Source organism: Roseicella sp. DB1501, assembly GCF_013112485.1.
Lineage (GTDB): Bacteria > Pseudomonadota > Alphaproteobacteria > Acetobacterales > Acetobacteraceae > Paracraurococcus.
Window position 1 is genome coordinate 342398 of sequence record NZ_JABFHG010000004.1, and the last position, 23593, is coordinate 365990.

At 64.2% G+C, this 23593-nt stretch carries 28 protein-coding genes and 1 pseudogene; 1 reads left to right on the forward strand and 28 read right to left on the reverse strand.

Annotation, left to right across the window (positions count from 1 at the left end; translation table 11 throughout):
• Positions 1–7 precede the first annotated feature (7 nt).
• The 21 genes and pseudogenes from HJG45_RS10540 to HJG45_RS10635 form a co-directional block, all read right to left on the reverse strand.
• A complete protein-coding gene (locus HJG45_RS10540) occupies positions 8–289 on the reverse strand; it encodes a VirB3 family type IV secretion system protein (protein ID WP_171612071.1) in 282 nt (93 codons plus the stop codon).
• Positions 289–642: a TrbC/VirB2 family protein gene (locus HJG45_RS10545; protein ID WP_217362891.1), complete on the reverse strand. Its 354-nt coding sequence runs from the start codon at positions 640–642 to the stop codon at positions 289–291. The genes HJG45_RS10540 and HJG45_RS10545 overlap by 1 nt, the downstream gene beginning before the upstream one ends.
• Positions 639–1622 carry a P-type conjugative transfer ATPase TrbB gene (gene trbB / locus HJG45_RS10550; RefSeq protein ID WP_171612072.1) on the reverse strand — a complete coding sequence of 328 codons (984 nt, stop codon included), beginning with the start codon at positions 1620–1622 and terminating at the stop codon, positions 639–641. The genes HJG45_RS10545 and trbB overlap by 4 nt, the downstream gene beginning before the upstream one ends.
• 167 nt (positions 1623–1789) lie before the next feature.
• A complete protein-coding gene (locus HJG45_RS10555) occupies positions 1790–2251 on the reverse strand; it encodes a CopG family transcriptional regulator (protein WP_171612073.1) in 462 nt (153 codons plus the stop codon).
• A gap of 5 nt (positions 2252–2256) precedes the next feature.
• Positions 2257–4242 (reverse strand): conjugal transfer protein TraG, encoded by a 1986-nt coding sequence (locus tag HJG45_RS10560; RefSeq protein ID WP_171612074.1) that lies wholly within the window; start codon positions 4240–4242, stop codon positions 2257–2259.
• Positions 4243–4267: 25 nt separating this feature from the next.
• The gene (locus tag HJG45_RS10565; protein ID WP_171612075.1) at positions 4268–6007 is read right to left on the reverse strand and encodes a VirD2 family relaxase/mobilization nuclease; all 1740 of its coding nucleotides are present in this window, start codon (positions 6005–6007) and stop codon (positions 4268–4270) included.
• Positions 6008–6250: 243 nt separating this feature from the next.
• Complete coding sequence (locus HJG45_RS10570; RefSeq protein WP_171612076.1) at positions 6251–6979, reverse strand: lytic transglycosylase domain-containing protein; 729 nt, start codon at positions 6977–6979, stop codon at positions 6251–6253.
• Positions 6980–6983: 4 nt separating this feature from the next.
• Positions 6984–7319 carry a DUF736 domain-containing protein gene (locus tag HJG45_RS10575; RefSeq protein WP_171612077.1) on the reverse strand — a complete coding sequence of 112 codons (336 nt, stop codon included), beginning with the start codon at positions 7317–7319 and terminating at the stop codon, positions 6984–6986.
• A 67-nt stretch (positions 7320–7386) separates the two neighbouring features.
• Positions 7387–7932 (reverse strand): conjugative transfer signal peptidase TraF, encoded by a 546-nt coding sequence (gene traF / locus HJG45_RS10580; RefSeq protein WP_171612078.1) that lies wholly within the window; start codon positions 7930–7932, stop codon positions 7387–7389.
• Positions 7929–8450: a DUF2840 domain-containing protein gene (locus HJG45_RS10585; protein ID WP_171612079.1), complete on the reverse strand. Its 522-nt coding sequence runs from the start codon at positions 8448–8450 to the stop codon at positions 7929–7931. The genes traF and HJG45_RS10585 overlap by 4 nt, the downstream gene beginning before the upstream one ends.
• A complete protein-coding gene (locus HJG45_RS10590) occupies positions 8447–8686 on the reverse strand; it encodes a hypothetical protein (protein WP_171612080.1) in 240 nt (79 codons plus the stop codon). Before HJG45_RS10590 ends, HJG45_RS10585 begins: the two co-directional genes overlap by 4 nt.
• Complete coding sequence (locus tag HJG45_RS10595) at positions 8683–9441, reverse strand: site-specific DNA-methyltransferase (protein WP_171612081.1); 759 nt, start codon at positions 9439–9441, stop codon at positions 8683–8685. The genes HJG45_RS10590 and HJG45_RS10595 overlap by 4 nt, the downstream gene beginning before the upstream one ends.
• The gene (gene parA, locus HJG45_RS10600) at positions 9438–10091 is read right to left on the reverse strand and encodes a ParA family partition ATPase (RefSeq protein ID WP_171612082.1); all 654 of its coding nucleotides are present in this window, start codon (positions 10089–10091) and stop codon (positions 9438–9440) included. The genes HJG45_RS10595 and parA overlap by 4 nt, the downstream gene beginning before the upstream one ends.
• Positions 10088–11236, reverse strand: a complete 1149-nt coding sequence (locus tag HJG45_RS10605; RefSeq protein ID WP_171612083.1) for a replication initiator protein A — start codon at positions 11234–11236, stop codon at positions 10088–10090. The genes parA and HJG45_RS10605 overlap by 4 nt, the downstream gene beginning before the upstream one ends.
• Before the next feature lie 18 nt (positions 11237–11254).
• The gene (locus tag HJG45_RS10610; protein WP_171612084.1) at positions 11255–11536 is read right to left on the reverse strand and encodes an AlpA family transcriptional regulator; all 282 of its coding nucleotides are present in this window, start codon (positions 11534–11536) and stop codon (positions 11255–11257) included.
• 139 nt (positions 11537–11675) lie between these two features.
• Positions 11676–12188 (reverse strand): DUF2285 domain-containing protein, encoded by a 513-nt coding sequence (locus HJG45_RS10615; protein WP_368040564.1) that lies wholly within the window; start codon positions 12186–12188, stop codon positions 11676–11678.
• Positions 12121–12456, reverse strand: a complete 336-nt coding sequence (locus HJG45_RS28700; protein WP_368040561.1) for a transcriptional regulator domain-containing protein — start codon at positions 12454–12456, stop codon at positions 12121–12123. The genes HJG45_RS10615 and HJG45_RS28700 overlap by 68 nt, the downstream gene beginning before the upstream one ends.
• A gap of 118 nt (positions 12457–12574) precedes the next feature.
• Positions 12575–12847, reverse strand: a complete 273-nt coding sequence (locus HJG45_RS10620) for a DNA -binding domain-containing protein (RefSeq protein ID WP_171612085.1) — start codon at positions 12845–12847, stop codon at positions 12575–12577.
• 104 nt (positions 12848–12951) lie between these two features.
• Entirely contained in the window at positions 12952–13203 is a 252-nt protein-coding gene (locus HJG45_RS10625) for a helix-turn-helix domain-containing protein (protein WP_171612086.1), read from the reverse strand.
• A 192-nt stretch (positions 13204–13395) separates the two neighbouring features.
• Positions 13396–13680: pseudogene (locus HJG45_RS10630) on the reverse strand (DUF736 domain-containing protein); the annotation flags it as partial.
• A gap of 144 nt (positions 13681–13824) precedes the next feature.
• Positions 13825–14121: a DUF736 domain-containing protein gene (locus tag HJG45_RS10635; protein ID WP_171612087.1), complete on the reverse strand. Its 297-nt coding sequence runs from the start codon at positions 14119–14121 to the stop codon at positions 13825–13827.
• Between the two features lie 289 nt (positions 14122–14410).
• Here HJG45_RS10635 and HJG45_RS10640 point away from each other — a divergent pair, with 289 nt between their 5' ends.
• Positions 14411–15022 (forward strand): hypothetical protein, encoded by a 612-nt coding sequence (locus HJG45_RS10640; protein ID WP_171612088.1) that lies wholly within the window; start codon positions 14411–14413, stop codon positions 15020–15022.
• A gap of 28 nt (positions 15023–15050) precedes the next feature.
• On the opposite strand, the gene HJG45_RS10645 is transcribed toward HJG45_RS10640, so the two are convergent.
• From HJG45_RS10645 to HJG45_RS10675, 7 genes are all read right to left on the reverse strand, one after another.
• Positions 15051–16625 carry a hypothetical protein gene (locus tag HJG45_RS10645; RefSeq protein WP_217362892.1) on the reverse strand — a complete coding sequence of 525 codons (1575 nt, stop codon included), beginning with the start codon at positions 16623–16625 and terminating at the stop codon, positions 15051–15053.
• Positions 16626–16939: 314 nt separating this feature from the next.
• Entirely contained in the window at positions 16940–18721 is a 1782-nt protein-coding gene (locus tag HJG45_RS10650) for a hypothetical protein (protein WP_171612090.1), read from the reverse strand.
• 37 nt (positions 18722–18758) lie between these two features.
• A complete protein-coding gene (locus tag HJG45_RS10655; protein ID WP_171612091.1) occupies positions 18759–19919 on the reverse strand; it encodes a tyrosine-type recombinase/integrase in 1161 nt (386 codons plus the stop codon).
• A 943-nt stretch (positions 19920–20862) separates the two neighbouring features.
• Complete coding sequence (locus tag HJG45_RS10660) at positions 20863–21306, reverse strand: hypothetical protein (protein WP_171612092.1); 444 nt, start codon at positions 21304–21306, stop codon at positions 20863–20865.
• Between the two features lie 141 nt (positions 21307–21447).
• Positions 21448–21615 (reverse strand): hypothetical protein, encoded by a 168-nt coding sequence (locus HJG45_RS10665; RefSeq protein WP_171612093.1) that lies wholly within the window; start codon positions 21613–21615, stop codon positions 21448–21450.
• Positions 21616–21965: 350 nt separating this feature from the next.
• A complete protein-coding gene (locus tag HJG45_RS10670) occupies positions 21966–22286 on the reverse strand; it encodes an SMR family transporter (protein WP_171612094.1) in 321 nt (106 codons plus the stop codon).
• 174 nt (positions 22287–22460) lie between these two features.
• Positions 22461–23384, reverse strand: a complete 924-nt coding sequence (locus HJG45_RS10675; RefSeq protein ID WP_171612095.1) for a DUF2493 domain-containing protein — start codon at positions 23382–23384, stop codon at positions 22461–22463.
• Between the last annotated feature and the right edge of the window lie 209 nt (positions 23385–23593).

The following is a 23593-nucleotide window of genomic DNA, read 5'->3' on the forward strand; positions in this document are numbered from 1 at the left end:
ATCCCACTCAGACCGTGAGATGCGCGGGAACGCGCAGGTGCCTGCGCACGACGTCGGCGAACATCGGATCGCGTTTGGCGGCCCATACCGCGGCGATATGGCCGACCGCCCAGAGTGCGAGACCGACCAGCCAAAGGCGCAGACCTAGACCGAGTGCGGCGGCGAGCGTCCCGTTGAGGATAGCGATAGAGCGGGGAGCACCGCCGAGCAGGATCGGCTCCGTCAAAGCCCGATGGACCGGGACCATATAGCCCAGCACATCGAAGGCGGTGTCGGCCTGGTCCGCCATCACACAAGCGCTCCGCCGCCGAACGAGAAGAACGTCAAGAAGAAGCTCGATGCCGCGAACGCGATCGACAGACCGAACACGATCTGGATGAGCCGCCGGAAACCGCCGCTCGTGTCACCGAACGCGAGAGTGAGGCCGGTGATGATGATAATGATTACGGCGATGATTTTCGCGACCGGCCCCTCAATGGATTCCAGGATGGATTGAAGGGGCGCCTCCCACGGCATCGACGAGCCGGCCGCATAGGCGGGTGATGCGAGCAGGGGAGACAGGAGAATCGGGCCAGCGACGGCGAACACGGCCGTCTCCAGCTTGTCGAATATGGCGGGGGGCAGCTTGCGCTTCAGCGTCATGGTTGATCTCCCATTTCTGCGAGTGGCAGGGGTGTGAGCCGGTAGTCGCCGTTGGCTCCGAGCCCCTCGACGCCGGCCAGTTCGGCGAGCCGCCGCGAGGAACCGCGGCCGGCGAGCACGGCAACGAGGTCGATCGTCTCGGCGATCAGCGCGCGCGGGACGGTGATGACGGCTTCCTGGATGAGCTGCTCGAGCCGGCGCAGCGCGCCGATGGCGCTACCGGCATGGATGGTGCCGATCCCGCCTGGGTGACCCGTCCCCCACGCCTTCAGGAGGTCGAGCGCCTCAGCGCCGCGCACCTCGCCAATGGGAATGCGATCGGGGCGCAGCCGGAGCGAGGAGCGCACAAGATCGGACAGCGACGCCACGCCGTCTTTGGTGCGCATTGCGACAAGGTTCTCCGCTCTGCATTGCAGCTCGCGGGTGTCCTCGATGATGACGACGCGATCCGAAGTCTTCGCGACTTCCGCCAACAGCGCGTTGGTCAGCGTGGTTTTGCCGGTGCTGGTGCCGCCTGCCACGAGGATGTTGGCGCGCGATACGACGCCCTTCTGGAGCGCTTCGGCCTGCTGCGCCGTCATGATCCCGGCGGCGACGTAATCGGCCAGGGTGAACACCGCGACGGCGGGTTTGCGAATCGCAAAGGTCGGTGCCGACACGACTGGAGGGAGCAGGCCCTCGAAGCGCTCGCCTGTTTCCGGCAGCTCGGCCGACACGCGCGGAGAGCCGGCGTGAACCTCGACGCCGACATGGTGTGCGACCAGGCGGACGATCCGTTCACCGTCGGCGGGCGGGAGCACCTCGCCCGTGTCGGAAAGACCCTCAGACAGCCGGTCGATCCACAACCGGCCGTCCGGGTTCAGCATCACCTCGACGATGGCCGAGTCTTCGAGAAAACGAGTGATGGCGGGGCCGAGCGCGGTGCGCAGCATCCGCGCGCCTCGCGCCAGACCTTCAGAATTGTGGTGAGAAGCCGCCATCTGTTCCCCGTTTTCGCGGGGGCTTGAACAGACGGTCCCCGGATAGGGGTGATTAAAAGAGCCCGATTTTGGGCGGCTTCAACAAGTATATCGTGTCGTAGTAGCGTAGCGTGCAAATACAGGAGAACGGCGGCGCTATTGTTATCTCGGACCCGAGCGAGCGACGACTAATTTTCTTCTGCGTCTGACTGAAATGCGGACGCCTCGCTCGAATCGCCGATATCTTCGGAGATCTCCTGCCGGAGCTTCGGTCCCTTGGCGAGACGCCGCCCCAGCGTGGTGACAAACGTGTCGTAGCGCTCTCCGGCCTTGGCGCGAGCGGCCTGGGCGGCCGGTTCGGGAAGCGCCGGCGTCGTCACCAACCAAAAGCGGATGAATACCGCCAAGGTTTCGACCGCGATCCCGACGTCGCGCTCTAACCGCGTCATGCGGCGATCGAGCTGGTCGAGACGTTTGGCGAGCACTGCCTCACGCCGTTCGGCCGTATCCGGCGAAAGGAACGAGACCAGGGCCGCCTCCGTGATCAGCGAGAGTGACTGGTCTCGGCGGGCAGCATAATCGACGAGCGATGCCATCACCTCGGGATCGAGGTAGGCCGATAGCTGGACCTTCTTCTTGCGAGCGGACATGGCGACTAAAGCTCCATACCGTCGCCAGGATCGAGCGATACCTGTCGCGCCACGTTCTGCATCACGCGGCTCATGCGACTGTTGCGGGCCGCGTCGTCATCGGCATCGTCCGCCGGCTCGATTTCAAACTCATTCGGGATCGGCGCGTTCTTCTCGACCGGCTTCACACGGCTGAGTTCAGGTTGCCGACGACGCTCGGACTCGGTCGTATCTTCTTCGGCTGCCTCGGTCGGTGGGTCGTCGACGCTCGCTTCCGGGCGCGGCGGCAACGGGAGGGCCGTCCAGTCGTCGGGCCGTTTGTGCTTCGGCGTGGACAATGCCGGTGGCGCGAGGATGCGTTCCTTGAAGCGTGTATCCTCGTAGTAGCGCGCCTTTTTCGCCCGTATCGGAGGCGTGCCGGCGACCATGACGATTTCATCGGTCGGCGGTAGCTGCATCACTTCCCCCGGCGTCAGCAAAGGTCGAGCCGTCTCGGAGCGCGACACCATCAGGTGTCCGAGCCAGGGGCTCAATCTGTGCCCGGCGTAGTTCCGCATCGCGCGCATCTCGGTCGCGGTGCCGAGGGCGTCACTGACCCTTTTCGCCGTCCTTTCGTCGTTTGTGGCGAAGCTGACGCGGACATGGCAGTTGTCCAAGATCGAGTTGTTCGGTCCATACGCCTTTTCGATCTGGTTCAGGCTCTGGGCGATCAGGAAGGATTTCAGGCCGTATCCCGCCATGAAGGCTAAGGCGGACTCGAAAAAGTCGAGTCTGCCGAGGGCGGGAAACTCATCGAGCATGAGCAGCAGCCGGTGCCGGTGGCTTTTCGCCTGTAGATCCTCGGTGAGCCGCCGCCCCACCTGATTGAGGATCAGGCGAATGAGCGGCTTCGTCCGATTGATGTCCGAGGGCGGCACGACGAGATAGAGCGTCGTCGGGCTCTTGCCCCCCACGATGTCGGTGATGCGCCAGTCGCACCGACGCGTCACCTCGGCAACGACAGGATCGCGGTAGAGGCCGAGGAATGACATGGCGGTGCTGAGCACGCCGCTTCGCTCGTTATCCGATTTGTTGAGCAGCTCGCGAGCGGCACTGGCCACGACTGGATGCGGGCCGGCCTCGCCGAGATGAGCCGTCCTCATCATGGCGGCGAGCGTCGACTCGATCGGGCGCTTGGGATCGGAGAGGAACGCGGCGACGCCGGCGAGGGTCTTATCCTCCCCGGCGTAGAGGACATGAAGGATTGCGCCGACGAGCAGCGCGTGGCTGGTTTTCTCCCAATGGTTCCGCTTCTCGAGACTGCCCTCGGGGTCGACCAGGATGTCCGCCACGTTCTGAACATCCCTGACTTCCCATTCGCCGCGGCGCACCTCGAGGAGCGGATTGTAAGCTGCCGACTTCGGATTGGTCGGATCGAACAGCAGCACGCGGCCGTGCTTGGCGCGAAAGCCGGCGGTGAGCTGCCAGTTCTCCCCCTTAATATCGTGGACGATCGCCGAGCCCGGCCAGGTCAGGAGAGACGGCACGACCAAGCCCACGCCTTTCCCGCTCCGAGTTGGCGCGAAGCACAAGACATGCTCGGGTCCATCGTGGCGAAGGTAGTCATGATGAAATCGGCCGAGCACCACTCCGTCGGGACGCAGCAGGCCGGCCGCCCGCACCTCTCCCTTCTCGGCCCACCGCGCTGAGCCATAGGTTACGATCTTCTTCGCCTCGCGCGCGCGCCAGACCGACATCGCGATTGCGACGGCGATCGAGATGAAACCGCCCGAGGCGGCGACGAAGGCGCCGCGCACGAAGACGTCAGGTGCATAGGCGTCGTAGAAATACCACCACCAATAAAAGGCAGGCGGATGATAGATCGGCCAGCCCGCGACCCGAAACCAAGGGGCGCCCAACTGCGCCTGAAATCCGAGCTGCCACGCGACATATTCGGTGGCGCCCCAAGTGGTCAGGAGGACAATGAGGGAGACGACGAGAATCTGGCCCCAGAGGATTTTTGTCGCGGACATGACGAGCGTCCTTTCTTGAATGGAGTTAGAGACCCAGCCCCCGCTTGCGGCCGAAGCTCCAGTCGATGCCGCCGTCATTGCGGGCGATGCCGGAGACGTGGCGGCCGAGTTGCTTTTCGAGGGATGGCGTCCAGGGCACGAGCTGGAAGCCGAGGCCGTCGTCGATCATGGCGAAGCGGCCGGTGGCGAGCGCAAAGCGTTGGCGGTAAGTGCCGGCGAGATATTCGCCGCTGCCGGCGCGGTTATAGGGCCGCCCACTTTCGGCGGCGAGCTTCTCGCCCAGCGCGTCGAGTTCGCGGCGACGCAACGAGTCGATGAGATTGCGATTGAAGACGACCCGCCGTCCTTGCCGCTCGGCGAAGCCCTCTTCGATCAGATGCTCGGCGCGGCGCTCCATCGCATTGCGCACTTCCACACCAAAGCCGCCATCGGAGAGCGCGGCGGGATCGCGGGCGATGGCCTGCCGGTCGAGCCAGGTCGCGCCCGAAGCCGTCACCTGTCGCTCGATGTCGAGATCGGAGCGGACAGCGAGCGCGACGCGCCGCTGTCCTTGCGCGTCGTCGAACGTGCGTAGCTCGACGATCGAGCCTGGTGCGCTGTCCCCGGCCGCGTCGAGGTTGGACAGCTTGATATGATGGGTGCGGCCATCCACGCCGTCGACCATGGCATAGGCCGTGCCCTTCAGCTCATCGTCGAGGCCGCGGTCGATGAGCCGGCCGATGACAGGCGTGTCCAAGCTCTCGGCCGCCAGCACATAGCTCGCCGATCCGCGTTCGATACCGCGCTCGGTCAGGGCGCGGTGCATCCGCTTGATGATGTCGCCCCGCTCGCCAAGCTCGCGCAAGGTCGCTTCGGCCTTGCCGTCGATCACCCATTGTCCGGGACCGATCTGATCGGCCAAGCCGAGGGTCTCCAGCTTGCGAAGGCGGCCAACCTTCATCGCATGGAATTCGTCGGGCTGCCGATCGGCATGGGGCGCGAGGTCGATGACGCCGCCGCCGCGTCCGTCGTGGGCGAGCTGCCGGTCGAGCTGAGTCCAACGCTCGGCTTCGACCTGGCGCTCGAGATGGCGGCGGATGTCAAGATCGGTGCGCGGCCCCAGCTCCTCGGTGACGAGGTTCCGGGCGGTGTCCCGCATTCCTTCCTTAATGTAGTCGCGCGAGATGACGAGATCTTGCCCGTCGTCCTGGCGGCCGCGCAGGATGATGTGGAAGTGGGGATTGTCGGTGTTCCAGTGATCGACGCCAACCCAATCCAGTTTCGTGCCCAGATCCTTCTCCATCTGTCCCATCAGGTCGCGGGCGAAGGACTTGAGGTCCGCCATGTCCACGGCGTCTTCCGGCGAGACGATGAAGCGGAAGTGGTGGCGGTCATCCTCGCACCGCTCGGCAAAGGCCCTCCCGTCCGCGTCTTCGGTTTCCGGGCCGAACAGGCGAGCCTTCTCCCCGTCGCGGGTCACGCCTTCGCGCCGCAGGTAGGTGAGATGGGCGGAGAGCGGTGCCGCCCGCGCGGTGTGACGGACCACGCGGGTCTTGATGACGACGAAGCGCGAGCGGCTGGTTAGCAGGCGGTTGGCCCGGACGCTGGCCGTTCGGCCGCGCCCGAAGTGCGAGCGGTTGCCGGCACTGATCCGTCCCGAGCGCGAGACCCGGCCGCCGGCTTTCTGGGCAGCGGCGAGCGCCTGCGCGATGAAGGGCCGCGCTCGCTGCGTGCTGGTCGAGCGGATGCGGCCCGGCCGGATGCGAAATTCTCGCTCATCGGCCATCACCGACTCCGACAATGTGCGAAAGCGGGAAGAAAATCAGGCTCTTGCGTATCGAGCGCACATTGCGGCCTAGGCCGGCACATTGCGCGACAGGCTGAAAAGCCCAACGAAAACAAACAACCGACCGAAGCGCACCTTGCGCCCTTTTATCTCGCCATCGGTCGGTTGTGTGTCTGCACTCCCGCCTCCCGACTCGCCTGGATACGCGGTAGCCCGATAGGATGCGACAAGGCGCGCTCGCCGTCATCGCGGCTCTCCCGAGCTGGATCGCACGACGAACAGCCCGGCCGATTCCGGTTCGAGGGCGGACACGTCGCGCACGGGAGTTGCGGTTGGAGTGTCGGCCGATTGCGGCTGATCCGGGACGGGATCGGCGGCGGTCGTGCGGTTCGGCTGCACGACGAACAGTGGCGCGCGAGTCCAGGCGAGCGGATTGGCGACCGCCACGACGATCGGCTCGAGCGAAGCGCCGCCGTCGATCAGGGGAGCAAGGACGGCGACATAGGCCCGCGTTGCCGAAGGTAGAGGACGGCCTTCAAGATATTCTTCGTAGCGACCAGGGCCGGCATTATAGGCTGCAAGAAAGCCGGGGGAGCCGTAGCGGTCATGCAGCTCCCGCAGATAGGCCGCGCCCGCCAGAATGTTGTCGCGCGGATCGTAAGGATCGCGCCCGAGGCCAAACCGGACGCGCAGATAAGTCCAAGTGTCGGGCATGATCTGCATGAGGCCCATCGCGCCCTTGGCGGAAAGGGCGTGCGGATCGTTCGCACTCTCCACGCGCATGACGGCTCTGATCCAAGCCGCCGGGACGCCGAAGCGCTGTGAAGCCTCGGCGACAGGCGCAGCATAGGGATCGGCCGGCGTCGGACGTGAAACCGGCACGGTCTGCGCGAAGACAGGCCGCGCCGGCATCGCTGCGAGCGGCAAGCCGGAAAGGAGAAGAAGGACGAAGCGGCGACATGCCGATCGCATGGCATCAATCCTTTCCGCTGCGCTTGGTGGGACGGTTCCAGTGCAGCGACCAGGACGTTCCATCGTCGTCGTCACGGAACATATTGGCCCGGATCGGATGCGAGAGCGCCGGATCGTCGATGACGAGCGAGATGTAGTCGCCCGCTCGCTCGCCGGTGCGCTTCCAGCCGGCGCCGATCTCCGGGCCTTCGCCGTTGCCCCGATGGATGCGATAGTCAGGTGCGTTTTCGGCGTCGGACGGCTCCGCCGGAACGAGGGCGAGGTCGCGGCAGACCGTGAGCGTATGAATGCGTCCGACGAAGCCTGTGGACTCGCGCGTGAATTGGCCAATTTGCGGCATGAAAGCCTCCTGTTGCTGGGGGTGGAAGGAAAGGTGTCGCGTCGTGCATCTGCTGTTTTCCGATCAGTCAGCGTGTCGGTGCGCGCCACACGAAGCGGCCTTCGCCGTCCTCGTCGGTGTAGAGCGGCGTCGCGCGGCCAATGACGTTGCGCGCCGCGATCGGGCCGAAGTAGCGGCCGTCAAAACTGTCAGGGACGCCGGAGTTCATGAGAAACACGTCGCCGTCGGCAAGGCGCCGACAGCCCCGCCAAACCGGCAGTTCGCGGCCCATCCGGTCGCGGTGGAGTGCGTCGCCCAAGACCACGCCGTCGACCGCGATGCTGCGGCCGGTGCGGCAGACTTCTTGCCCTGGCAGCGCCATGACGCGCTTCAACAGCGGCACGCCTCGGCCGATATAGCCGCGGCCGACGATGAAGTCGGCTAGGCGCTTCGGCGGCGTTACCGCCACCAAGTCAGCGATCGCGAGATGGCGGACGTGCTCGATCTCGTAGAGACCAATGGGGGCGCTGGCCGAGAGATTCCAGATCAGGCGGATCGGGAAGGAAAAGAAGGACGCGACGACGATGGTCAGCGTCACGAGATACGTCAGCATGACGTAGCTGAAGCGGGTCATCGTTCGATCTCCCGCCGCTTGAGCCACGCCTGATGGCGTTCCGCGGTGTAAGGGCGCGGCTCGTTGCCGACGCTCATCTGGTTGTGGACATGTCGCCAGTGATCAGGCGCGACGTCGCAGGCGTCGACGCCGATGGTCTCCACTGCGTCGATGTGCCGGAGCACGCGCTCGACCTTCGGCCACCCTTCGATCTTCAGCAGAATCTCGCCGCCGGGACGCACGAAAGGCAGCGTCTGATAGGCTTCGCCTAGCTCCACCGCACGCACGATGTCGATGCGCGAGATGATGGTGCCGAAGTCGTTGGCAGCCCAACGGACGAAGGCGAAGATGCTGCCGGAATGGAAGGAGAGCACGCGTCGTCTGCGGTCGAGTATCTGTTCGTGCGCTTCGCGACCGAACCTGATCCAGTTCTCGATGCGCTTCTCGATCCACGTCAACTCGACATGGACGAGACCGTCGGTTGTTTGCGCAGCCGGCACGAGGCCGCCGCGCACGCGTGGGGCCGCGGCGCCGGTCATGACGGGTCTCCTTCGGTGGCGGGGAATTCGCGCGCGAGGAGGTCGCGCAGCATGTCGGCGACGGTGACGCCGCGCCGGAACGCGGCGATCTTGATGCTGGCGCGCTGGCCGGGCGTCACGTCGATCGTGAGGCGCGCGGTGAAACCGGCGCGCGATGGATCGTCAGCGGCCTTGATCCAGTGTTCTGGATCGGCGGGCCGGGCGGCGAAGGTGCGACGGGTCGGACGTTCGCTCATAGAGCGGCCCTCCCGTCGAAAGGCAGCACCGCAGCGATCCGGGCGCGGGCCTTTTCCGCCATGTCGGCGTCGATCTCGCAGCCGAGATAACGTCTGCCGGTGAGCCGACAGGCTTCACCGGCCGCGCCGGAGCCGGCGAACCAATCCGCGACCAGCCCGCCTTCGGGGCAGCTCGTGCGGATGAGGATCTCGAGCAGCGCGGACGGCTTTTCGGTCGGGTGGATGGCGCGGTTGTGAGCGTTTCGCGCGAAAATGACGGAGCGCATCAGGCGCGGGCCACCGTCCTGGCTCAGATAGTAGCCGGCCTCGATATGCCCCGTGTGCGTCGGGCGGCGCTTGCGGCGCACGGTGCGCGCGGTGGCGTCGGGCGTCGTTTGCACGGCGTTGTAAACCACGCTCCACGCCGCGTCGGCGCGATAGAACTGCGCGACCAGCTCATGCACGCGCTTGAAGCGATCGGCATGGAAGCTGGAGCCGTTCTGCTTTTCCCAGACGATTTCCTGCGCGTAGCGGAAGCCTGCTTCCCGAAGCTCCGCCGCTATCGTCATGAATGCGCGGAGTGAGCCGAACAGCCACATGGAGCCGGTTGGCCGGAGCGCTTGACAGGCGAGCGGCAGCCAGCCCGTGAGGCGCCGATCCCAAGCCAGCGATGTGTCGCCATAGGGCGGATCGGCGAGGATCAAATCGAACGGACCGAAGGCGGGCATCAACGTGCGGCAATCGCCTGTCAGCACGGTCGGCGTGGAGATCGTCATGGGACGATCCCCTTGACGGTGAGTCGGTCTATCTCGGTCGCCAAGGCCGCGATCTCGCGCGCGGCGAGCGTATCGCCCTCCAACTCGCCGACCAGATGCCCGGATTGCGCGGCCGTGGCGAAGGCGATGCGCTGCCCGATCGTCGTCGCCAACACCGGCGGGTCATGGTCGGCGAGCGTCTCGGCCGTCTCGCGGGCGAGCACGGTGCGGGCGCCGCAGCGGTTGAGGACGAAGCGGGCGACCAGACCAGGGCGATAGATGCGCGCTTCGCGGAGAAGCGCGAGCATCTCGGCCGAGGCCCAGCCGTCAAACGGAGATGGCTGGACCGGGAGCAACACCAGATCCGCCGCCAACAGCGCCGAGCGCATGAGACTGGCGATGCGCGGCGGGCCGTCGATGACGACGTGATCGGCGTTGCGGGCCAGCTCGGGCGCTTCCCGATGGAGCGTGTCGCGCGCCAGGCCAACGACGCCGAACAGCCGCGGGATACCCTCCCTGGCGCGCTGCTGCGACCAGTCGAGCGCCGAGCCTTGGGGATCGGCGTCGACGAGCGTGACGCGTCTTCCCCTCCCGGCCCATTCTCCGGCCAGGTTAAGCGCCAGCGTCGTCTTGCCGGCGCCACCCTTCTGGTTAAGGAACGCCACGATCATCGCGTTCCTCCCGAGGAATCGAGAGGACGATGTGGCGTGGCGGAAGCATTGTGGACCGTAGGTCCGTTCTTGCGAAGCGGAGCTACCTTTGCGGAGTCTGCCGATTTGCCGGACGCGAACTCATCCGCGACGTTTTCCACATCGCGCGCGCGCTCTTCAAAGTTAGATTCTTCGTTAGACTCTAAGTTAAGAGCGCAATTTCTGCTTTTCTCGTCGTGGGTTAAAGCAGATTTGGGTTCCCGATGGCACGATACTCGGGTTCCTGATGGCACGACATGGCCGGTTCCCGATAGCACGACGCGGTTCACAGCTTGTCCACACGACGCCGCCGGCTCGAACGCGAGCAGCGTCCGGCCGCCGATCTCAACCTCGATGAACAGCGTGTAGCCGGGCAGCGGCTGGCGGCGGATGATGTCCCGCAGCTCAAAGGCGAAGCGCTTGAATGGCGATAGGCTGCCGGATTTCAGATGAAGATGGCGGAAGTCGAAGCGCCAGCCGTTGCGCTGGCGGCCGCCGTGTTTGCGCACCAGCCGGTAGAGCCAGCGGTCAAGCCCGCCGGTCAAACGGAAGTAGGCGCGGTCGATGGTCAGCACGAGGGCGTCATCGAGGACGGCGCGGTAGAACCAGTCCGGCACGATCAGTTCTATGCCGTCGGGCCTGCCGTTCTGATCCGTGCGCTCTTGCCACTCGTTGATCCAGGAGAAGCGATGACGTCGGCCCTCGGCGGACTGTCGGATCGAGGTGGTGACGGTGGTCGATTGTAAGCGGTCGAGCGCGGCCTTGAGGCGCTGGTAGTCGCGAAGAGACGTGCCGCGGCCAATGAAGGTAAGGATTTCGTAGGGCGTCGCGGCCATCAGCCGCGAGGTGCGAAAGCCGGCGTCGCGCGCTTCCACGATCTGGCTCGCCGCCCAGATCAGGATGTCGGCGTCCCAAATTGTGGCCATGCCATGATCGGGCACTGCTTCTACGCGGATCGCGATGTTGCCCGTGGCGAAGTCGATGGGCGCGACGCGATGCGTCTTTGCGAGGGAGAAAAAGGGATAGGCCATGAGATCCTGCGCATCTCGTGGCGCGAAGTCGCCGGGGATCGCCCGGAACAGATCAAGCTGCCCGCGCTCCGACGGATGCCGATGTCGCGCCACCATTTGGAAAGCTGTCCGGGATCAGCGTGTGGCGCGGCCGGGCTGCACGAGAGCAGACGGCGCGTGACGCTTCGCCGGCAGCACCTGTCCACGCGGATCGGAGGTCGAAGTGACGACGCCGCGTGCGGCCCAAGTTTCGAGATCGTCGACGGAATAAACGACGCGGCCGCCGAGCTTGCGATAAGCCGGTCCGGTCCCATAGGTCCGGTGCTTCTCGAGCGTCCGGGCGGAAAGACTGAGAAACTCGGCGGCTTCCTTGGTGCGCAGAAAGCGCGGCGGCAGAACGGCGGTATCGGGTCGCATGGATCGGGCCTCCGTGGGGGTGCGGGCGGCCGCTGCTTGGGAGCGGCCAACGACGGCCACGATGGCGGAGCGAAACCGGCGAGTTGCCGTGCGGACTTGGGGGTGTCAGAAATCCCACGCTGCGGCGAAGCGACGACGATCAGCGTTTGGACCGATGGCGATGACGAAGCAGATCGCGATAGCCGCCTGCGATCATGGCGCGAGCATCACGCAATAGGGACATGACGGCGTAGCGCGACGAGGAGACTTGCCACTCGTCACGGGTAATTCGGCCGATACGGAAGATGACTTCGGCGATCTCTTGTTGGGTAGCGCCGTCGCGTGCGCCATCGAAGGCTTGCAGCATCCGACGCGCCCGCGCTCGCTGCTGACGAGTTAGGCGTTTATCCGATGGAACGACGCGGCCCTGGAGTGCCGCCAGCAGGCGCTCGATGGCCTGCAGACGATCAAACCCTGTGACTCCAAGTGGCACGAGCGCGGCGAGCGGAGCGTCGGCCGGCGCGATGTCGAGACGCAGAACTTGCAAAGTTTGAGAATTGCCGAGGTCGTAAAGGCCGTGCGCGCCTTCTGCGTCGATATGCGAACTAATGCTTGGAAGGGTTGAACGATCGTCCCCGTCGCTTAACAGAACCTCCGGTGCGGATGCCAGGATAACGACACTCGTATCCTCTTGTGGCGACCAGAGAACGGGTGCGTCTGGCGGAGCTTGCAGAGGATCGACCGGGAAATCGCAAACCCCATCGCTGACGAATAGTGTCTGCAAAGGCGCGCGGGTCGACGTCGCCTCGCGTCACCGCCTCGAAGTCCTGATCATAGGACTCGTTACGGCGAAGCCATTCCCAGGCGAGGTGGGAGGCGGTCAAATCCTCGACGTGATCGTAACTTGTCGAGGCGCGCCATTGGGATGCATCTGGCGTCAAGCTCTCCTCCCATGAGTCTCGATCTAGCGACTTGTGGGGGAATTAGACTTCCCGGCTGGGTTGTCTTTGGGAAGACCAGCTATCTGCAACGGGTGATGCCTCGGAGACATCACCTTGACTAAGGACGCTGGCTTTCGCGCACCAGCTCCCGATAGCCGTGCTCGGTCATCCAATTTGCGCGCGCTAAGTGAGCCTGGTGGATGCGCTTGCATCGCGCGGGTTCGTGCTCAGGGTCCAGCCCGAACAGGATCTGAACTGCCTCGCGCCAATCGGCGCCGTCACGCGCCGAGTCGAGCAGCCGCAGGTAAAGGACCATGTGTTGGCGATCATAGGGAGTCAGCGTCTGACTCGAAGGCGGCTCGTCCAGGAATTGCGCAGGCGATTGTCCCATCTCGGCACCGTATCCGTTTTGTTAACTACCTTGATCCCTGTCATTGCGTCGCAGCATGACGGGAACGAAAATAGTTGGGCGGATTTCGCTGCCTCAGAGAGACGCTATCGGCTTGATCGCTCGGTTCGCTCATTGAGGAGAAGCACACCTTCGCCCTTGTCCGTGGACAACAGGACGATTCCGGCGGCCTCAAGCGCCCTACGGATTTGATCGCGTGTGGACTCATACACGTCCAACCCGCTTTCGGATTCGAGACGTTTGAGCGCGGTCAGTGATACCCGGGCCTCATCGGCAAGCGTTTCCTGTGTCCAACCCAGCAAGGCTCGCGCGGCCCGCGATTGTCGGGCGGTGATCATGCATGATCACCTCCCACACCGACCTGCGCGCACGCCAAAACTACGACTATAATAGTCGGACTTAGCCGTGCTGACCACCTATAACTAGGCAATCGAGGTCTGGGCAAGTCTTTCGTGGAGTGCCTGATTCGGCGTCATGACGCGGAAATGGGGCGAAGGCCCCCGGCCGGTCGGGCCGGGGGCCTCGGGGCGTCAGTCGCTCCGCCGCCCGTTGGGGCGGGACCAGATCAGCGAGTAGCCCTCGCCATCCTCGTCGTTGAAGAGATTGGCGTAGATCGGGGCGTTGAAGCTCGGATCGTCGAGCTTGAGGCCCAGATAGTCGCGGCCCTCGTTGGAGCGCTTCGACCAGGCGGCACCGATCTCGGCGCGACCGACCAGCACGCGGTGGCTGGGGGCGTTCTCGCCGGTGGCGCGGGTGTCGGGGACGATCCGCACGCCCTTGGCCTGGACGCTGAGGGTGACGATTTCGCCGGTGAAGCCCGCTTAGGTCAGCCGTCGACTGTCATTCAGAGCGTAAGCTGTTGATCCGGCTTCGTCATTCGCTGAAGGACACTTTCGGGGTGTCCTTTTGCCGGATCGCGGCGCCCCGAGGTGGAGCGCCGCGTCCGATGACTGGCCGCCTCAGCGCGACCAGATGAGGGCGTATCCGTCCTCGTTCTCGACGAGGCTCGCATAGATCGGAGCGGGGAAGCTCGGATCGTCGAGCTTGACGGAGTGATACTCCCGACCGGTCTCCTTGGCGGTCTTCTTCCAGCCGGCGCCGATCTCAATGGTGCCTGCCAGGGCGCGAAGGTCGGGCGACTTCTCGCTTTCCTTCTCGGCGACGACGAGGCGGGCCTTGATGTTGAGGTTGAGCGTCTTGATCACTCCGGCGAAAGAGCCGTCTTCGTTGCGGGTGAAGGTGCCGATCTGAGCCATTTGTCTTCTCCTTTGCTGTATCAGGTCGCGACCATCGCGGCCTTGATGGCGATCGGAGAACACCGGGCGACCGGCCCGCACCCGAAGGGCCGAAATGGAATGGAGGGCGGCGCGGGGCCGGGCTTCTTGGTTAGCGCGAGGAAGCCGCGCGCAGGCGTCAGCCGAGCACGGCGGGGAAGAAGGTCGGCATCGCGCTGTTGCGGGATCGAGGTCGGACTGCTTCGCAGGCGAACCCGGTGTGAGATACGCCAGCAAGAAAGGCCGCAATGGACGCACCTCAGGCAGCCTGATGGAGGAGAAGGCCCTGGCTCATGACGCCGCAATCCGGACGATGATGACATGCCGAGATCAGGCGCCGCGTTGCATCATGTCCCAGCCGCTCACTGCGGCGATAAGAAAGGCGAGCCTCGCCACCTTGCTCCTGGGGGATCAGCTTATCGGCGCATCGCTATGGGCCGCGTGGCATAGGTGGGAGTGTCACGGTATCAGCGTCGCGCGTATCACCATCTGGCGATCGCAGCAGCGTCGGGCGGCGGAGAGTGTCGACCTCCTTCGTCAACTGCGCGCTGCGGCGTTCGGCCCTGTCGGCGCGACGTTCCGCCTCGATGGCACGCCGCATGAGTCCGGCATTCTCGGTCGCGAGCTGTCGAATCTGCTGCTGCATATCTTCGATCACGCTACGCTGTTCGGTGATCTTGTCTTCGATGGTGATGATCCGGTCGGGCACGCGCTGCTGCTGGCGGGCTCGGATGAGCTCGTCGAGGATACCGCGGTGATTGGCGTAGATGGCATTGCGGCCGACGCCCGCCTCGCGGGCCAGTGCTGCGACGGTCAGGCGCGCGATAGCTGTGTTGGAGCACTGCCCGTCCCCTCGGACCAAGCGATCGAGCGCGGCGCGTAGCTTCTCGGATGTCGCCTCCATACGCCTGTCATGTGGGTTTGCGGTCGGCGGCTTGGCCATGGGGTTCCTCTGTGGTGGAAAGATCGGACAAGATGCGCTCGCACTCGGCGATACGCGTTTTGGCGAGAACAAGGCTCGCCTCGTCGAGTCGCTGGTCAGCAATCAGAGTGAGATTGCGCTCGAGGCGAGCCCGCCAGACGGGCCGGTGACGCTCAGTGACAGCGAAGTTCGCGCAGCTCACGCAGGTGCTCTCGGTGCGCCATAGCGGGTTCGGGCCGCGTTCGTCGCCCATACAGGCGGCGGTCTCGTGGCGATAGACGCAGTAGCCCCAATCGCAGACGCCGAGCCGCATGCCACTGTCCTCGATAAGGAAATCGACATAGGCGGCAAGTTCGCCATCGCGGGTACGGCCCCGGAAGCGCGACCGCGATGACAACAGGCGTCCGGCCTTGCCGCCGAGGCGCGAGGTAGTGAGCAGTTCCTCGAGAGCGGATCGTGTCTCTTCGAGGGTTTGGGCATCCACGAGCTCGCCCAGATCGAAATCCGTGCCGACATAGGCGCTGTCGGTCATGATCCGGGTCACGTGCCCGAAATGATGCTGGAGGGCGTGAAGGCCGGTGCGGTCACGTTTACCAACAAAGCGGGCGAAGGTCTTGCGGCCCTGATGCGTGGTCAGGTGCCAGGGCGAGCCGTCCTCCTTGCGGGGCAGATCGATGAAGGGAGCGAACCGCTCGTTCAGGCGGACGATGAGGGAACTGGCGGTTATGACCTCCGGGGCACGGCAGTCGACGATGCCGCTGCCGGCAAGGGAGAGCCAGAGTTCCGATCGCCCGGTCTCGGCGCGAAAAGGCTCCGACAGCCGATGCAGAATCTCGATGGCGCGCAGGACGGGTGGCGGCGCCGGCCACAGATGCGGGGTTCCGGCTTCATTGGCGGCGGTCTTGAATATCCGTCCACGGAGATAGGCAAAGACTTCGCTACCATCGGCGGATGAGTGCTCTTCGATGCAGTTTGCCTCAAGCGTCAGAATCTCCGAGACCCGCGCGCCAACCAGATAAGCGATGGTGATGAAGCAAGCCTCATGGATCCGGTTGATCAGCAGACGCAAATCCTTCGTCCGGGTCAGCGGTGCATGCCAGGGGGCCGCCTCGCCATCGATGGTAGAAAAGCGAAACGATGCGACGAGATTGCGAACGGCCTGCCGGTGGGTGAAGAAGGAGCGGCCCTGATCATGCATACGGAACGGAACAGCCTGGTCGCGCAGCGCAATGACGTCATCGGCCGGCTGACCGATCAACCGGATTGCCGCCGAGACGAGTGGAACGGCGATGGCGTCCGGCGTGAAGGGCAAGCGGCGAACGGTGTGGGCGCTGAATCCGGAAAACCGGCTGGCACGCTCATCGCCAAAGGGATGCTCGGGCGGCGGGAACGCGAGCTTGGACCTCTGCTGATAGAGGGCGAGCAGAAGATTGGCGTAGTCATGTCTGGTGCCGGGCCTGATTGGCGCGCCCGCATGCGTTCGTCGTGCGGCGACGTGATGCATGAAGCGCTCGGCAGCATCGCGATCCAGTTCGTCGAAACCGTGCGTGGTCTGTTCGGTCATCCATCGGATCAGGACGCGAAGCTTGACCGCTGCCGTGACAAGCGACCGTGGCCGCGCCTGCCGACGGCCCGGCGGCGGATCGACGTGAAGCGACCATATGAAGGCGCGGGCGTCCTGCAGCCAACGGTCCCATCTCTGGTCGGTGAAACGGCTGCCATCCGGGAGTTCGAAAGCCCAATCGATGAGAAGTTGATGGGATCTTAGATCGGGTCTCGCACTGTCGAAATACCATTGAGGGTCGGTCCAAACCGACCGCGAAGACACGCCTTGTGGGGGATCGCAACGGCTCAGGTTCTTCGTGCGTGCTGGCATGATCATTCCAGTTCCGGCAGGGCTGGCATGCTGGTGGCGAGGACACACGCCGCCTCATGCATATCCGTAGGGAAATCCGGCAGGATGTCCTGGGTGAGAATGCGCCATGACGGCGCGTATAGGAGGTTCCAGCGCCGCGGATCGAGCCGGTTGCGGGCCTGTTCGAACCGATCGACGGCGGCAAGAATGCGGGCCAGATGCTCCGTGTCGACCGGGATGACCAGGCCGGGGCAAGCGAGGCATCCGCCGAAACGCGGGCACAGGCGCTCGGCACCGTCACGGCCGGGAGCGACAGGGGCGAGACAATCGTGGCCGAAGGGAACGGCGGCACGGGTCTCGCGGGATACTGGCGCCGGCTCGTTCCGGTCAGGCCCGCGCACCCAGGTGATCATCAGGTCTTGTAGGCGAGCAATCGTCTGACGCTGGAGGCGCGTGGTCTCCTCGCTCTTGAGATAGGTCTCGGTCGTTGCGGCACTGGCGTGGTTCAGAATTGATTGCGCCGCAAGAACGTCGCCTCCGGACGCACGGTAATGCTCGGTCGCGACGGTTCCACGAAACAGCGCGGGAGCAAAGCTCGCGATCGGCTCACGTGGCTTGTCGGAATAGGCGGCGTTCCACTCTTCGGTGCGGCGGTTGGCGCGATCCGTGAACCTCAGGATGGCCCGCCTGAGGACGGAATGTTCTATGACCTCGGTACGGCTGCGCAGCGAGCGGCGGACGGGTTCCTTATAGACGCTGCGCGTCAGGAAGAGTCGATCCTGCTCGCCGGGCGGCGCCGTGGCCACGATCGGTTCGGTCAAGGCCAGCATCATCTCGATCAGGTTCGGCGCGGCGTACCGCCGGCGCCGATCGAATGACCGTCGCTGCGCCTTCTGGAGCCGGGCACCGGTCTTGGCCTTGTTCCATTCGACAATCGTGCGATGTTCGTCGAGCGGGTGCGGAACGAGGCAGTTGCGGCGGATGTGGCGCAGCGGTTCCGGATTAGCGGCAGTCTGGATGGCGATCGCCAGGAAAAACGGAACGAGCGTGTCGGTGGTGATATGGAAATACTGCGCCATGGTGCGGTAGCCGCCCCAGAACCTCACGAGCGTGCTGGACCTGATCCCGTGTTCTTCGAGAGCGGCTCTGTCGGGCATGAGGCCGCCTTCGATCCGGCTGATCCGCCATATCCATCGGTCGAGCCCTTGGCCGCGCAACGTCTTGGGCGGGAGCTCGGGACGCCGGATGACCTCCTGCCCATGTTGAAACCGCGCCCAGATCTCATCGATCTCCTCATAGCAGGCGTGCAGGATCGCCTTGATCTGATCCGGAGGAAGCCGGCGCCGCGGTTGCTGGTGGGTCCTCCTGCCGGGAAACGGGTTCCAGGGAATCTCCAGGTCGCGCGCGAGCGCACCCGGTCGATTGCGCTGGCACCACATGAGCAAGGGTCGAAGGACATCGAAGGCGACGGCGTGCGCGCCGCGTGGCGCGCGAGATGCCCCTTCCTTCTTGAGCCAAAGCACATAACGGCCGAGGGCCGCTGTATCGAGATCGCCGGCCATCTCGATCATCCCGTCGCCAGCAACAAAGCGGACAAAGCGGCGGATCGCTCCCCAAGTCGTTCGGCGCGTGGCCGGTCTCTGGCCTGCGCCATACTCGCGGAAAGCGTCGACGAGAAGGCGGCGCAGATCGGCAGGCAGGCCGGATAACTGGTCGGGATCGAAACGCTGAGCGGCCTTGCCCCACCCGTCCGTGAAAATGATCGTGTCGCTGGGCAACGCAGATACCGAGGTCTCCGGCTGCATAGACGCAACCGGAAGCCGGCGGTCTACCGAACTCCTCCTACGGCCGGCCATGGGGCACCAGTTCGCCGTAGAGATAGGCGAGGCTCTCGGCGAGTGTGTCGGCATGAAACTCGACACAGCGCAGATAGATGGCCGTCGACTGGATCGAGGCGTGACCGAGCAGGACCTGCACGATCTTCAGCGGGTTGAGGTCCGGCGTTGTCGCCGCTTGCTTCTGCAGGCGCACGAGCATCGTCATTGCAAAGGTGTGGCGCAGCCAATGCCCCGTTCCCGAAAGCCCTGCTGCCCGGAATGCCGCGGCGAATGCGGCGGAAAGCCTCGCTCGTGAAACGGGATCGCCCTTGCTGTTGAGGAAGAGCGCGGTTGATACTCGGTAGCCAGGTTCGGATTTGCGCCGTCGCTTCACCAGTGCTGCGCGTTCCTCTCCCACATACCAGTGGGTGCGGTCGATTAATCGTAGCGGTGGATATACGGTCCGCAGCCGGTCACCCTTGGTGACGATCAGCGGGATACCGACAAGCGGATCTTCCTCAATATCGAGATGGGCGACTTCCGGTACCTGATGAAGCTGCAAACCGCAAAGTTCCTTGCGGCGCATGCCGGTTGCCAATGCCCACTCGGCGATCAAGCCATAGGGCGGATCGAGGTGCTGGAACAGGGATTGGAGTTGATCGACGCGAAGCGGTCGCGGTAGTCGTTCGGCTTCCGAAATCGTCAGGACGTTCGCCATCACAACTGGCGGGCGATTACCCAGATGCGCCAGCATGCCCTGACGGCGCGCCGACCGAAGTGACACATCGACATAGTCGAACGGCAGCGCGTCAATCAGGCCGCGCCGATGCGCCCATGAATAGAAACGGTAAACGGTGCGGACGCGGTCGTTCACGGTGGAGCGGGCATAGGGCCGTCCGGTATAGGGACTCGGCGCCGACAGCATTCGGTTGCGGTAGGCAGCGATGGTTCCTTCGTCGGCGAAGCGCCATTCCAGCCCGCTCTGCTCCAGCGTGTCGAACCAGTCATGCAGGTGCTCGCTGTAGGTCCGCAGCGTCTCCATCGCATGAGAGCGGCCGGGAATCGTGGAAAGCTCAAGCAAATAGCTGAAGGCCGGCTCGATGATCGACATCCGCACGTCGAGCAGAATGGGAAATCCGACCGGAATCCCTTGAACGCCGGCGATCGCCCGCACGATCGAAACCATCCTGCTCTCCGGAGACAAAGGCACCCGGAGGCGCATAAGGACATCGACACTGCCAAATGCCTACACTGTCGGTGAAACCGACAGATGACAGCATCTGAACAAAAGATAAGCGGAGCGCCTACGGCGCGAGTCTTCCTTTAGATGCGAGGGGTTCCCCTCGCGCTCTCCCGTTCGCCACGTGGCAGGGGTGCAGGACTTATCCTGCACCCCATGGAAAAGCTTGAGGTGCCGCCGCCACGTCAAGCGTTGTCCTCGCTACGCTGCGGGAACGCTTGACCCGGACGTCTGCGTGCCAGGATCGCAAACCATCGTCGCTAAAAGACACTTCCGAGGACGTGACCTAACTCGTTCGAGCCGGTCTTCTTGAAGTTGCCAATGGTCGCCATTGTAAGTCTCCATTTCCGTTTTCGAGCCCGCACCATTGCGGCCTCGATGGCGATCGGTTGGCCGGAGGCGATCGACGACGCACCCCGAAGGGGCCTGACAGCTAAGGAGGACTTTCTTGTTTCGCGAGGAATGGCGGCGCAGCCGGCAGGGGAAGAAAGTTTGACGCGGCTGTTGCGTCATAGGCGGTCGAGGCGCAGCCGTCCTTCGGCCAGATCAGGCCATTGAAGAGGCCATGTGGTGCGGTCTGGAGGCTGGATAACGGAGATGGTGGCGCCCGGTCGGCAATTGAAAGCAGGCTGATTCGATGCTCACTGGCTTCGTGACCATCTTGACTAACTGAGGAAGAGCGTTGTCTCGTCCTGACAACACCGGCGAGAACGGGCCTGGACTTTTGCGATCGCGTCACGCGCCGAATGGGGCTGCTGATTCAGAATCCGACCAAGGAGCGCCTGAGCACCGGGGCCTCTCCGAAATCCAAGCTACGCCAGTCTTGCCGATCGAACGATGAGGTTATGGCGGGATCGTGGCTCTGGTTCCTCCGCCGAGGGCCGCGCGATCAGGCTCGCGCAGGACTCCCGCCGGATCGGTCGGGGGCCTTCGCCATGCCGGCAACCCGGATGAACGCTGTGACGCCGACTGCAACACCACCAATGACGGAAAACACGAGCTGCCATGTCTCCGATGGCATCGTGTGTTTTACGATGCCGTGCGTGGCGTGATAGCCGGCGATGGCGGCGGGCGCGACAAAGACGAGCGCAATAAGCAGTCGCGCCCATGTTGGGCGAACCACTACGAGCAGGACTTGCCCGATGCCGAGTGTCAGGCCCGCGCCGACGATCCCGACTATGATCGCACCAAGCCATCCTGCGCCGCTGCTATAGGCCCAGGTGCCGGCGATGACACCCGCGAAGAATGGCAGCGCGAAGACGGCGAGCGTGAACAACAGCCAGCAGAAAAAGCCGATCGCTGCGATCGAGAGAAGAATGCCGAGAAACATCATGGTGGCGTCTCCGTTAGAAAGCTCTGACGGTTGCGCCTTCCACCACCACCACGGCGCAACGTGAAGTATAGCAAAGATCGAACACCAACGGGAGCGGAAACCCACTGGGTTCCCGCCCGCTGGCGAGGGGCCTTCGCCCCATTACAGGGCGAAAGGGTCGACCTCATGGACGATCTGCGAGATGTCGCCGTCATATTCGGCGGTGGGCACGACCGAAAGGCTACCGTCGCCAGCGCGGAAGATGACGATGGCAACCATCAGAGTGGTGGCGAGGCTGAAGGCGAAGGCGTGGGCGTCGCGTTGTGACATTGATCCGGCTCCTGTTTGAGCGGGGGACCACCCCCGCCGACAGGCGCCCGACGTGTCAGGCTGAACGCAGCAATCACCGCAAAGGCGAAGCCGCCGCGGCGGCACGCTATGCGTAGCCGACCCTTTACGGGTTGATGGCATCAGGCGATCAGTCTGACCAAGGATCAGCGCTGAGAAGGGGATGGTGCTCTGCGATCGGAGCCGGTTCGATTGCGCTCGCCCGCGATGGTAGCAAGAGCCGCGCGATCTCGACCCTCGTGCCGGTAATCACACCGGAAGGGGGCGTGACCTCGTGACAGGTGCCAATCGGCCGTAGCGCCCGGACGCAAGTCCCCGGATGGGAACCCGCGTTAGCTTGGGGATGAAAGCTTCATAAGAACGAGGCCGCTGACAATCAGGACGGCGGCACCGATCCGCATTGCCGTTGCCTGCTCGCCAAGCACGACGATGCCGACCAGGAACGCTCCCACCGCCCCAATGCCCGTCCAGATCGTATATGCTGTTCCCAGAGGAAGGGACTTCATTGAGAGGGAGAGCAATGCAAAACTGGCAATCATCGTCACGATCGTAACGATGGATGGCACGAGTTTTGAGAAGCCGAGCGATTGCTTCATCGCAAAAGCCCAGATGATTTCAAGAATACCGGCGACGGTAAGGTAAATCCAAGCCACGACAGCCTCCAAGACACGAGCTGCCGGGCCGTCCCGGACCTGATACCTGAATCGGCGAGGACGTGGCCTCCCCGGATAATCTAGTAAGTGGATTTGTCAAAATCAACGCTTACCGGGAGCCTGATGCGGCCTGTGCAACTAGCCGAAGGAGGTTCGAGGAGAAGATAGCGGCGCTCACGCGCCGCCGTGCTTCCAGACCTGGATGCCGAGCTTCCGAGCTTTGTCCGCGAGGTTGTCGTTGATGCCATTGCCGGGGAAGTGCATCACGCCCTTCGGCACGATTTCGAGCATCACGTCGTTGCGTTTGAACGGTGCGGCCCGTCCGTGCTTGGCCCAATCGGGCGCGAAGCCGATTTGCGGCACGTTGCGGTTCTTGGCCCAGAGCGAAGCGATCTTCTCGGCGCCCTTCGGCGACTTGCCGTGGACCAGGACCATATCGGGATATTTCTCGTGGACCTGATCGAGCTTGCTCCAGATCAATGGGTGGTCGTTGAAGTCGAGGCCGCCGGTGACGACGATCTTCGGGCCGGGAGGGAGCAGAACGGTCTGTTCGGCGCGCTTCTTGGCCATGATGAAGTCGCGGCTGTCGATCATGGTCGCGGTGAGATCGCGATGGTTGACTCGTGAGCCCGTGCGAGGGAGCCAGACTTTGCCGACGTGGCGCTCGTAGTGTTCGGCGGCTTGATCGCGCATCAGCTCGAAGGTGGTTTGGCGTTCCACCAGGGTCTTGCCTTCGGCGATCAGGCGTTCCAGTTCGACCGACTTAACCTCGCTGCCATCCTGTTCCCGCTGCGCGCGTTTCTGCGCTTGCTCGTTGTCGTCGAGTTCACGGTCGATCCGGCCGGTGGCGCGGTGAAAGACGTTGACGGTCGACCAGAGGAGATCGTCGAGGTCCGGCTCAAGGCGGGTGTCCTCCAGCGTCACGATCAGCGCGTCGAAGATGTCGGCGATTGCACCTGCCACCTGGTTGCCGTCAGGCAGCAGCCGTTGGTCGGGCTCGTCTTGGAAGGGACGCCAGCCGTAAAGCTGAAGCTCTTGGATGAGGTAGTCGGTTTGGGATGAGGTGTGGTCAGGTTCGTGGTCGTCATGCCCGCTCATGGGATGCTCCGTCGGTTGGACCGCGACCGTCGCGGCCTTCATGGCGACGAAGCCCACGGGCGGGGCGGGCTGGCAGCCCGAGCGAAGCGAGGGCCTTGATGGCTAAGGCCGGCTATTTTGTCTCGCGATGGAAAGGCGGGCCTTGGCCCGCCGCCGGAAAATAGTCGGCCGCCGCCATTGCCGGACTGGCCCGCTTGTGGGCCGATCGC

Bases quoted from the DNA above. Each gene is read 5' to 3' on its own strand.
- HJG45_RS10540 (WP_171612071.1), bottom strand. From the start codon at position 289: ATGGCGGACCAGGCCGACACCGCCTTCGATGTGCTGGGCTATATGGTC.
- HJG45_RS10545 (WP_217362891.1), bottom strand. From the start codon at position 642: ATGACGCTGAAGCGCAAGCTGCCCCCCGCCATATTCGACAAGCTGGAG.
- trbB (WP_171612072.1), bottom strand. From the start codon at position 1,622: ATGGCGGCTTCTCACCACAATTCTGAAGGTCTGGCGCGAGGCGCGCGG.
- HJG45_RS10555 (WP_171612073.1), bottom strand. From the start codon at position 2,251: ATGTCCGCTCGCAAGAAGAAGGTCCAGCTATCGGCCTACCTCGATCCC.
- HJG45_RS10560 (WP_171612074.1), bottom strand. From the start codon at position 4,242: ATGTCCGCGACAAAAATCCTCTGGGGCCAGATTCTCGTCGTCTCCCTC.
- HJG45_RS10565 (WP_171612075.1), bottom strand. From the start codon at position 6,007: ATGGCCGATGAGCGAGAATTTCGCATCCGGCCGGGCCGCATCCGCTCG.
- HJG45_RS10570 (WP_171612076.1), bottom strand. From the start codon at position 6,979: ATGCGATCGGCATGTCGCCGCTTCGTCCTTCTTCTCCTTTCCGGCTTG.
- HJG45_RS10575 (WP_171612077.1), bottom strand. From the start codon at position 7,319: ATGCCGCAAATTGGCCAATTCACGCGCGAGTCCACAGGCTTCGTCGGA.
- traF (WP_171612078.1), bottom strand. From the start codon at position 7,932: ATGACCCGCTTCAGCTACGTCATGCTGACGTATCTCGTGACGCTGACC.
- HJG45_RS10585 (WP_171612079.1), bottom strand. From the start codon at position 8,450: ATGACCGGCGCCGCGGCCCCACGCGTGCGCGGCGGCCTCGTGCCGGCT.
- HJG45_RS10590 (WP_171612080.1), bottom strand. From the start codon at position 8,686: ATGAGCGAACGTCCGACCCGTCGCACCTTCGCCGCCCGGCCCGCCGAT.
- HJG45_RS10595 (WP_171612081.1), bottom strand. From the start codon at position 9,441: ATGACGATCTCCACGCCGACCGTGCTGACAGGCGATTGCCGCACGTTG.
- parA (WP_171612082.1), bottom strand. From the start codon at position 10,091: ATGATCGTGGCGTTCCTTAACCAGAAGGGTGGCGCCGGCAAGACGACG.
- HJG45_RS10605 (WP_171612083.1), bottom strand. From the start codon at position 11,236: ATGGTGGCGCGACATCGGCATCCGTCGGAGCGCGGGCAGCTTGATCTG.
- HJG45_RS10610 (WP_171612084.1), bottom strand. From the start codon at position 11,536: ATGCGACCCGATACCGCCGTTCTGCCGCCGCGCTTTCTGCGCACCAAG.
- HJG45_RS10620 (WP_171612085.1), bottom strand. From the start codon at position 12,847: ATGGGACAATCGCCTGCGCAATTCCTGGACGAGCCGCCTTCGAGTCAG.
- HJG45_RS10625 (WP_171612086.1), bottom strand. From the start codon at position 13,203: ATGATCACCGCCCGACAATCGCGGGCCGCGCGAGCCTTGCTGGGTTGG.
- HJG45_RS10635 (WP_171612087.1), bottom strand. From the start codon at position 14,121: ATGGCTCAGATCGGCACCTTCACCCGCAACGAAGACGGCTCTTTCGCC.
- HJG45_RS10640 (WP_171612088.1), top strand. From the start codon at position 14,411: ATGGAGGAGAAGGCCCTGGCTCATGACGCCGCAATCCGGACGATGATG.
- HJG45_RS10645 (WP_217362892.1), bottom strand. From the start codon at position 16,625: ATGACCGAACAGACCACGCACGGTTTCGACGAACTGGATCGCGATGCT.
- HJG45_RS10650 (WP_171612090.1), bottom strand. From the start codon at position 18,721: ATGCAGCCGGAGACCTCGGTATCTGCGTTGCCCAGCGACACGATCATT.
- HJG45_RS10655 (WP_171612091.1), bottom strand. From the start codon at position 19,919: ATGGTTTCGATCGTGCGGGCGATCGCCGGCGTTCAAGGGATTCCGGTC.
- HJG45_RS10660 (WP_171612092.1), bottom strand. From the start codon at position 21,306: ATGATGTTTCTCGGCATTCTTCTCTCGATCGCAGCGATCGGCTTTTTC.
- HJG45_RS10665 (WP_171612093.1), bottom strand. From the start codon at position 21,615: ATGTCACAACGCGACGCCCACGCCTTCGCCTTCAGCCTCGCCACCACT.
- HJG45_RS10675 (WP_171612095.1), bottom strand. From the start codon at position 23,384: ATGAGCGGGCATGACGACCACGAACCTGACCACACCTCATCCCAAACC.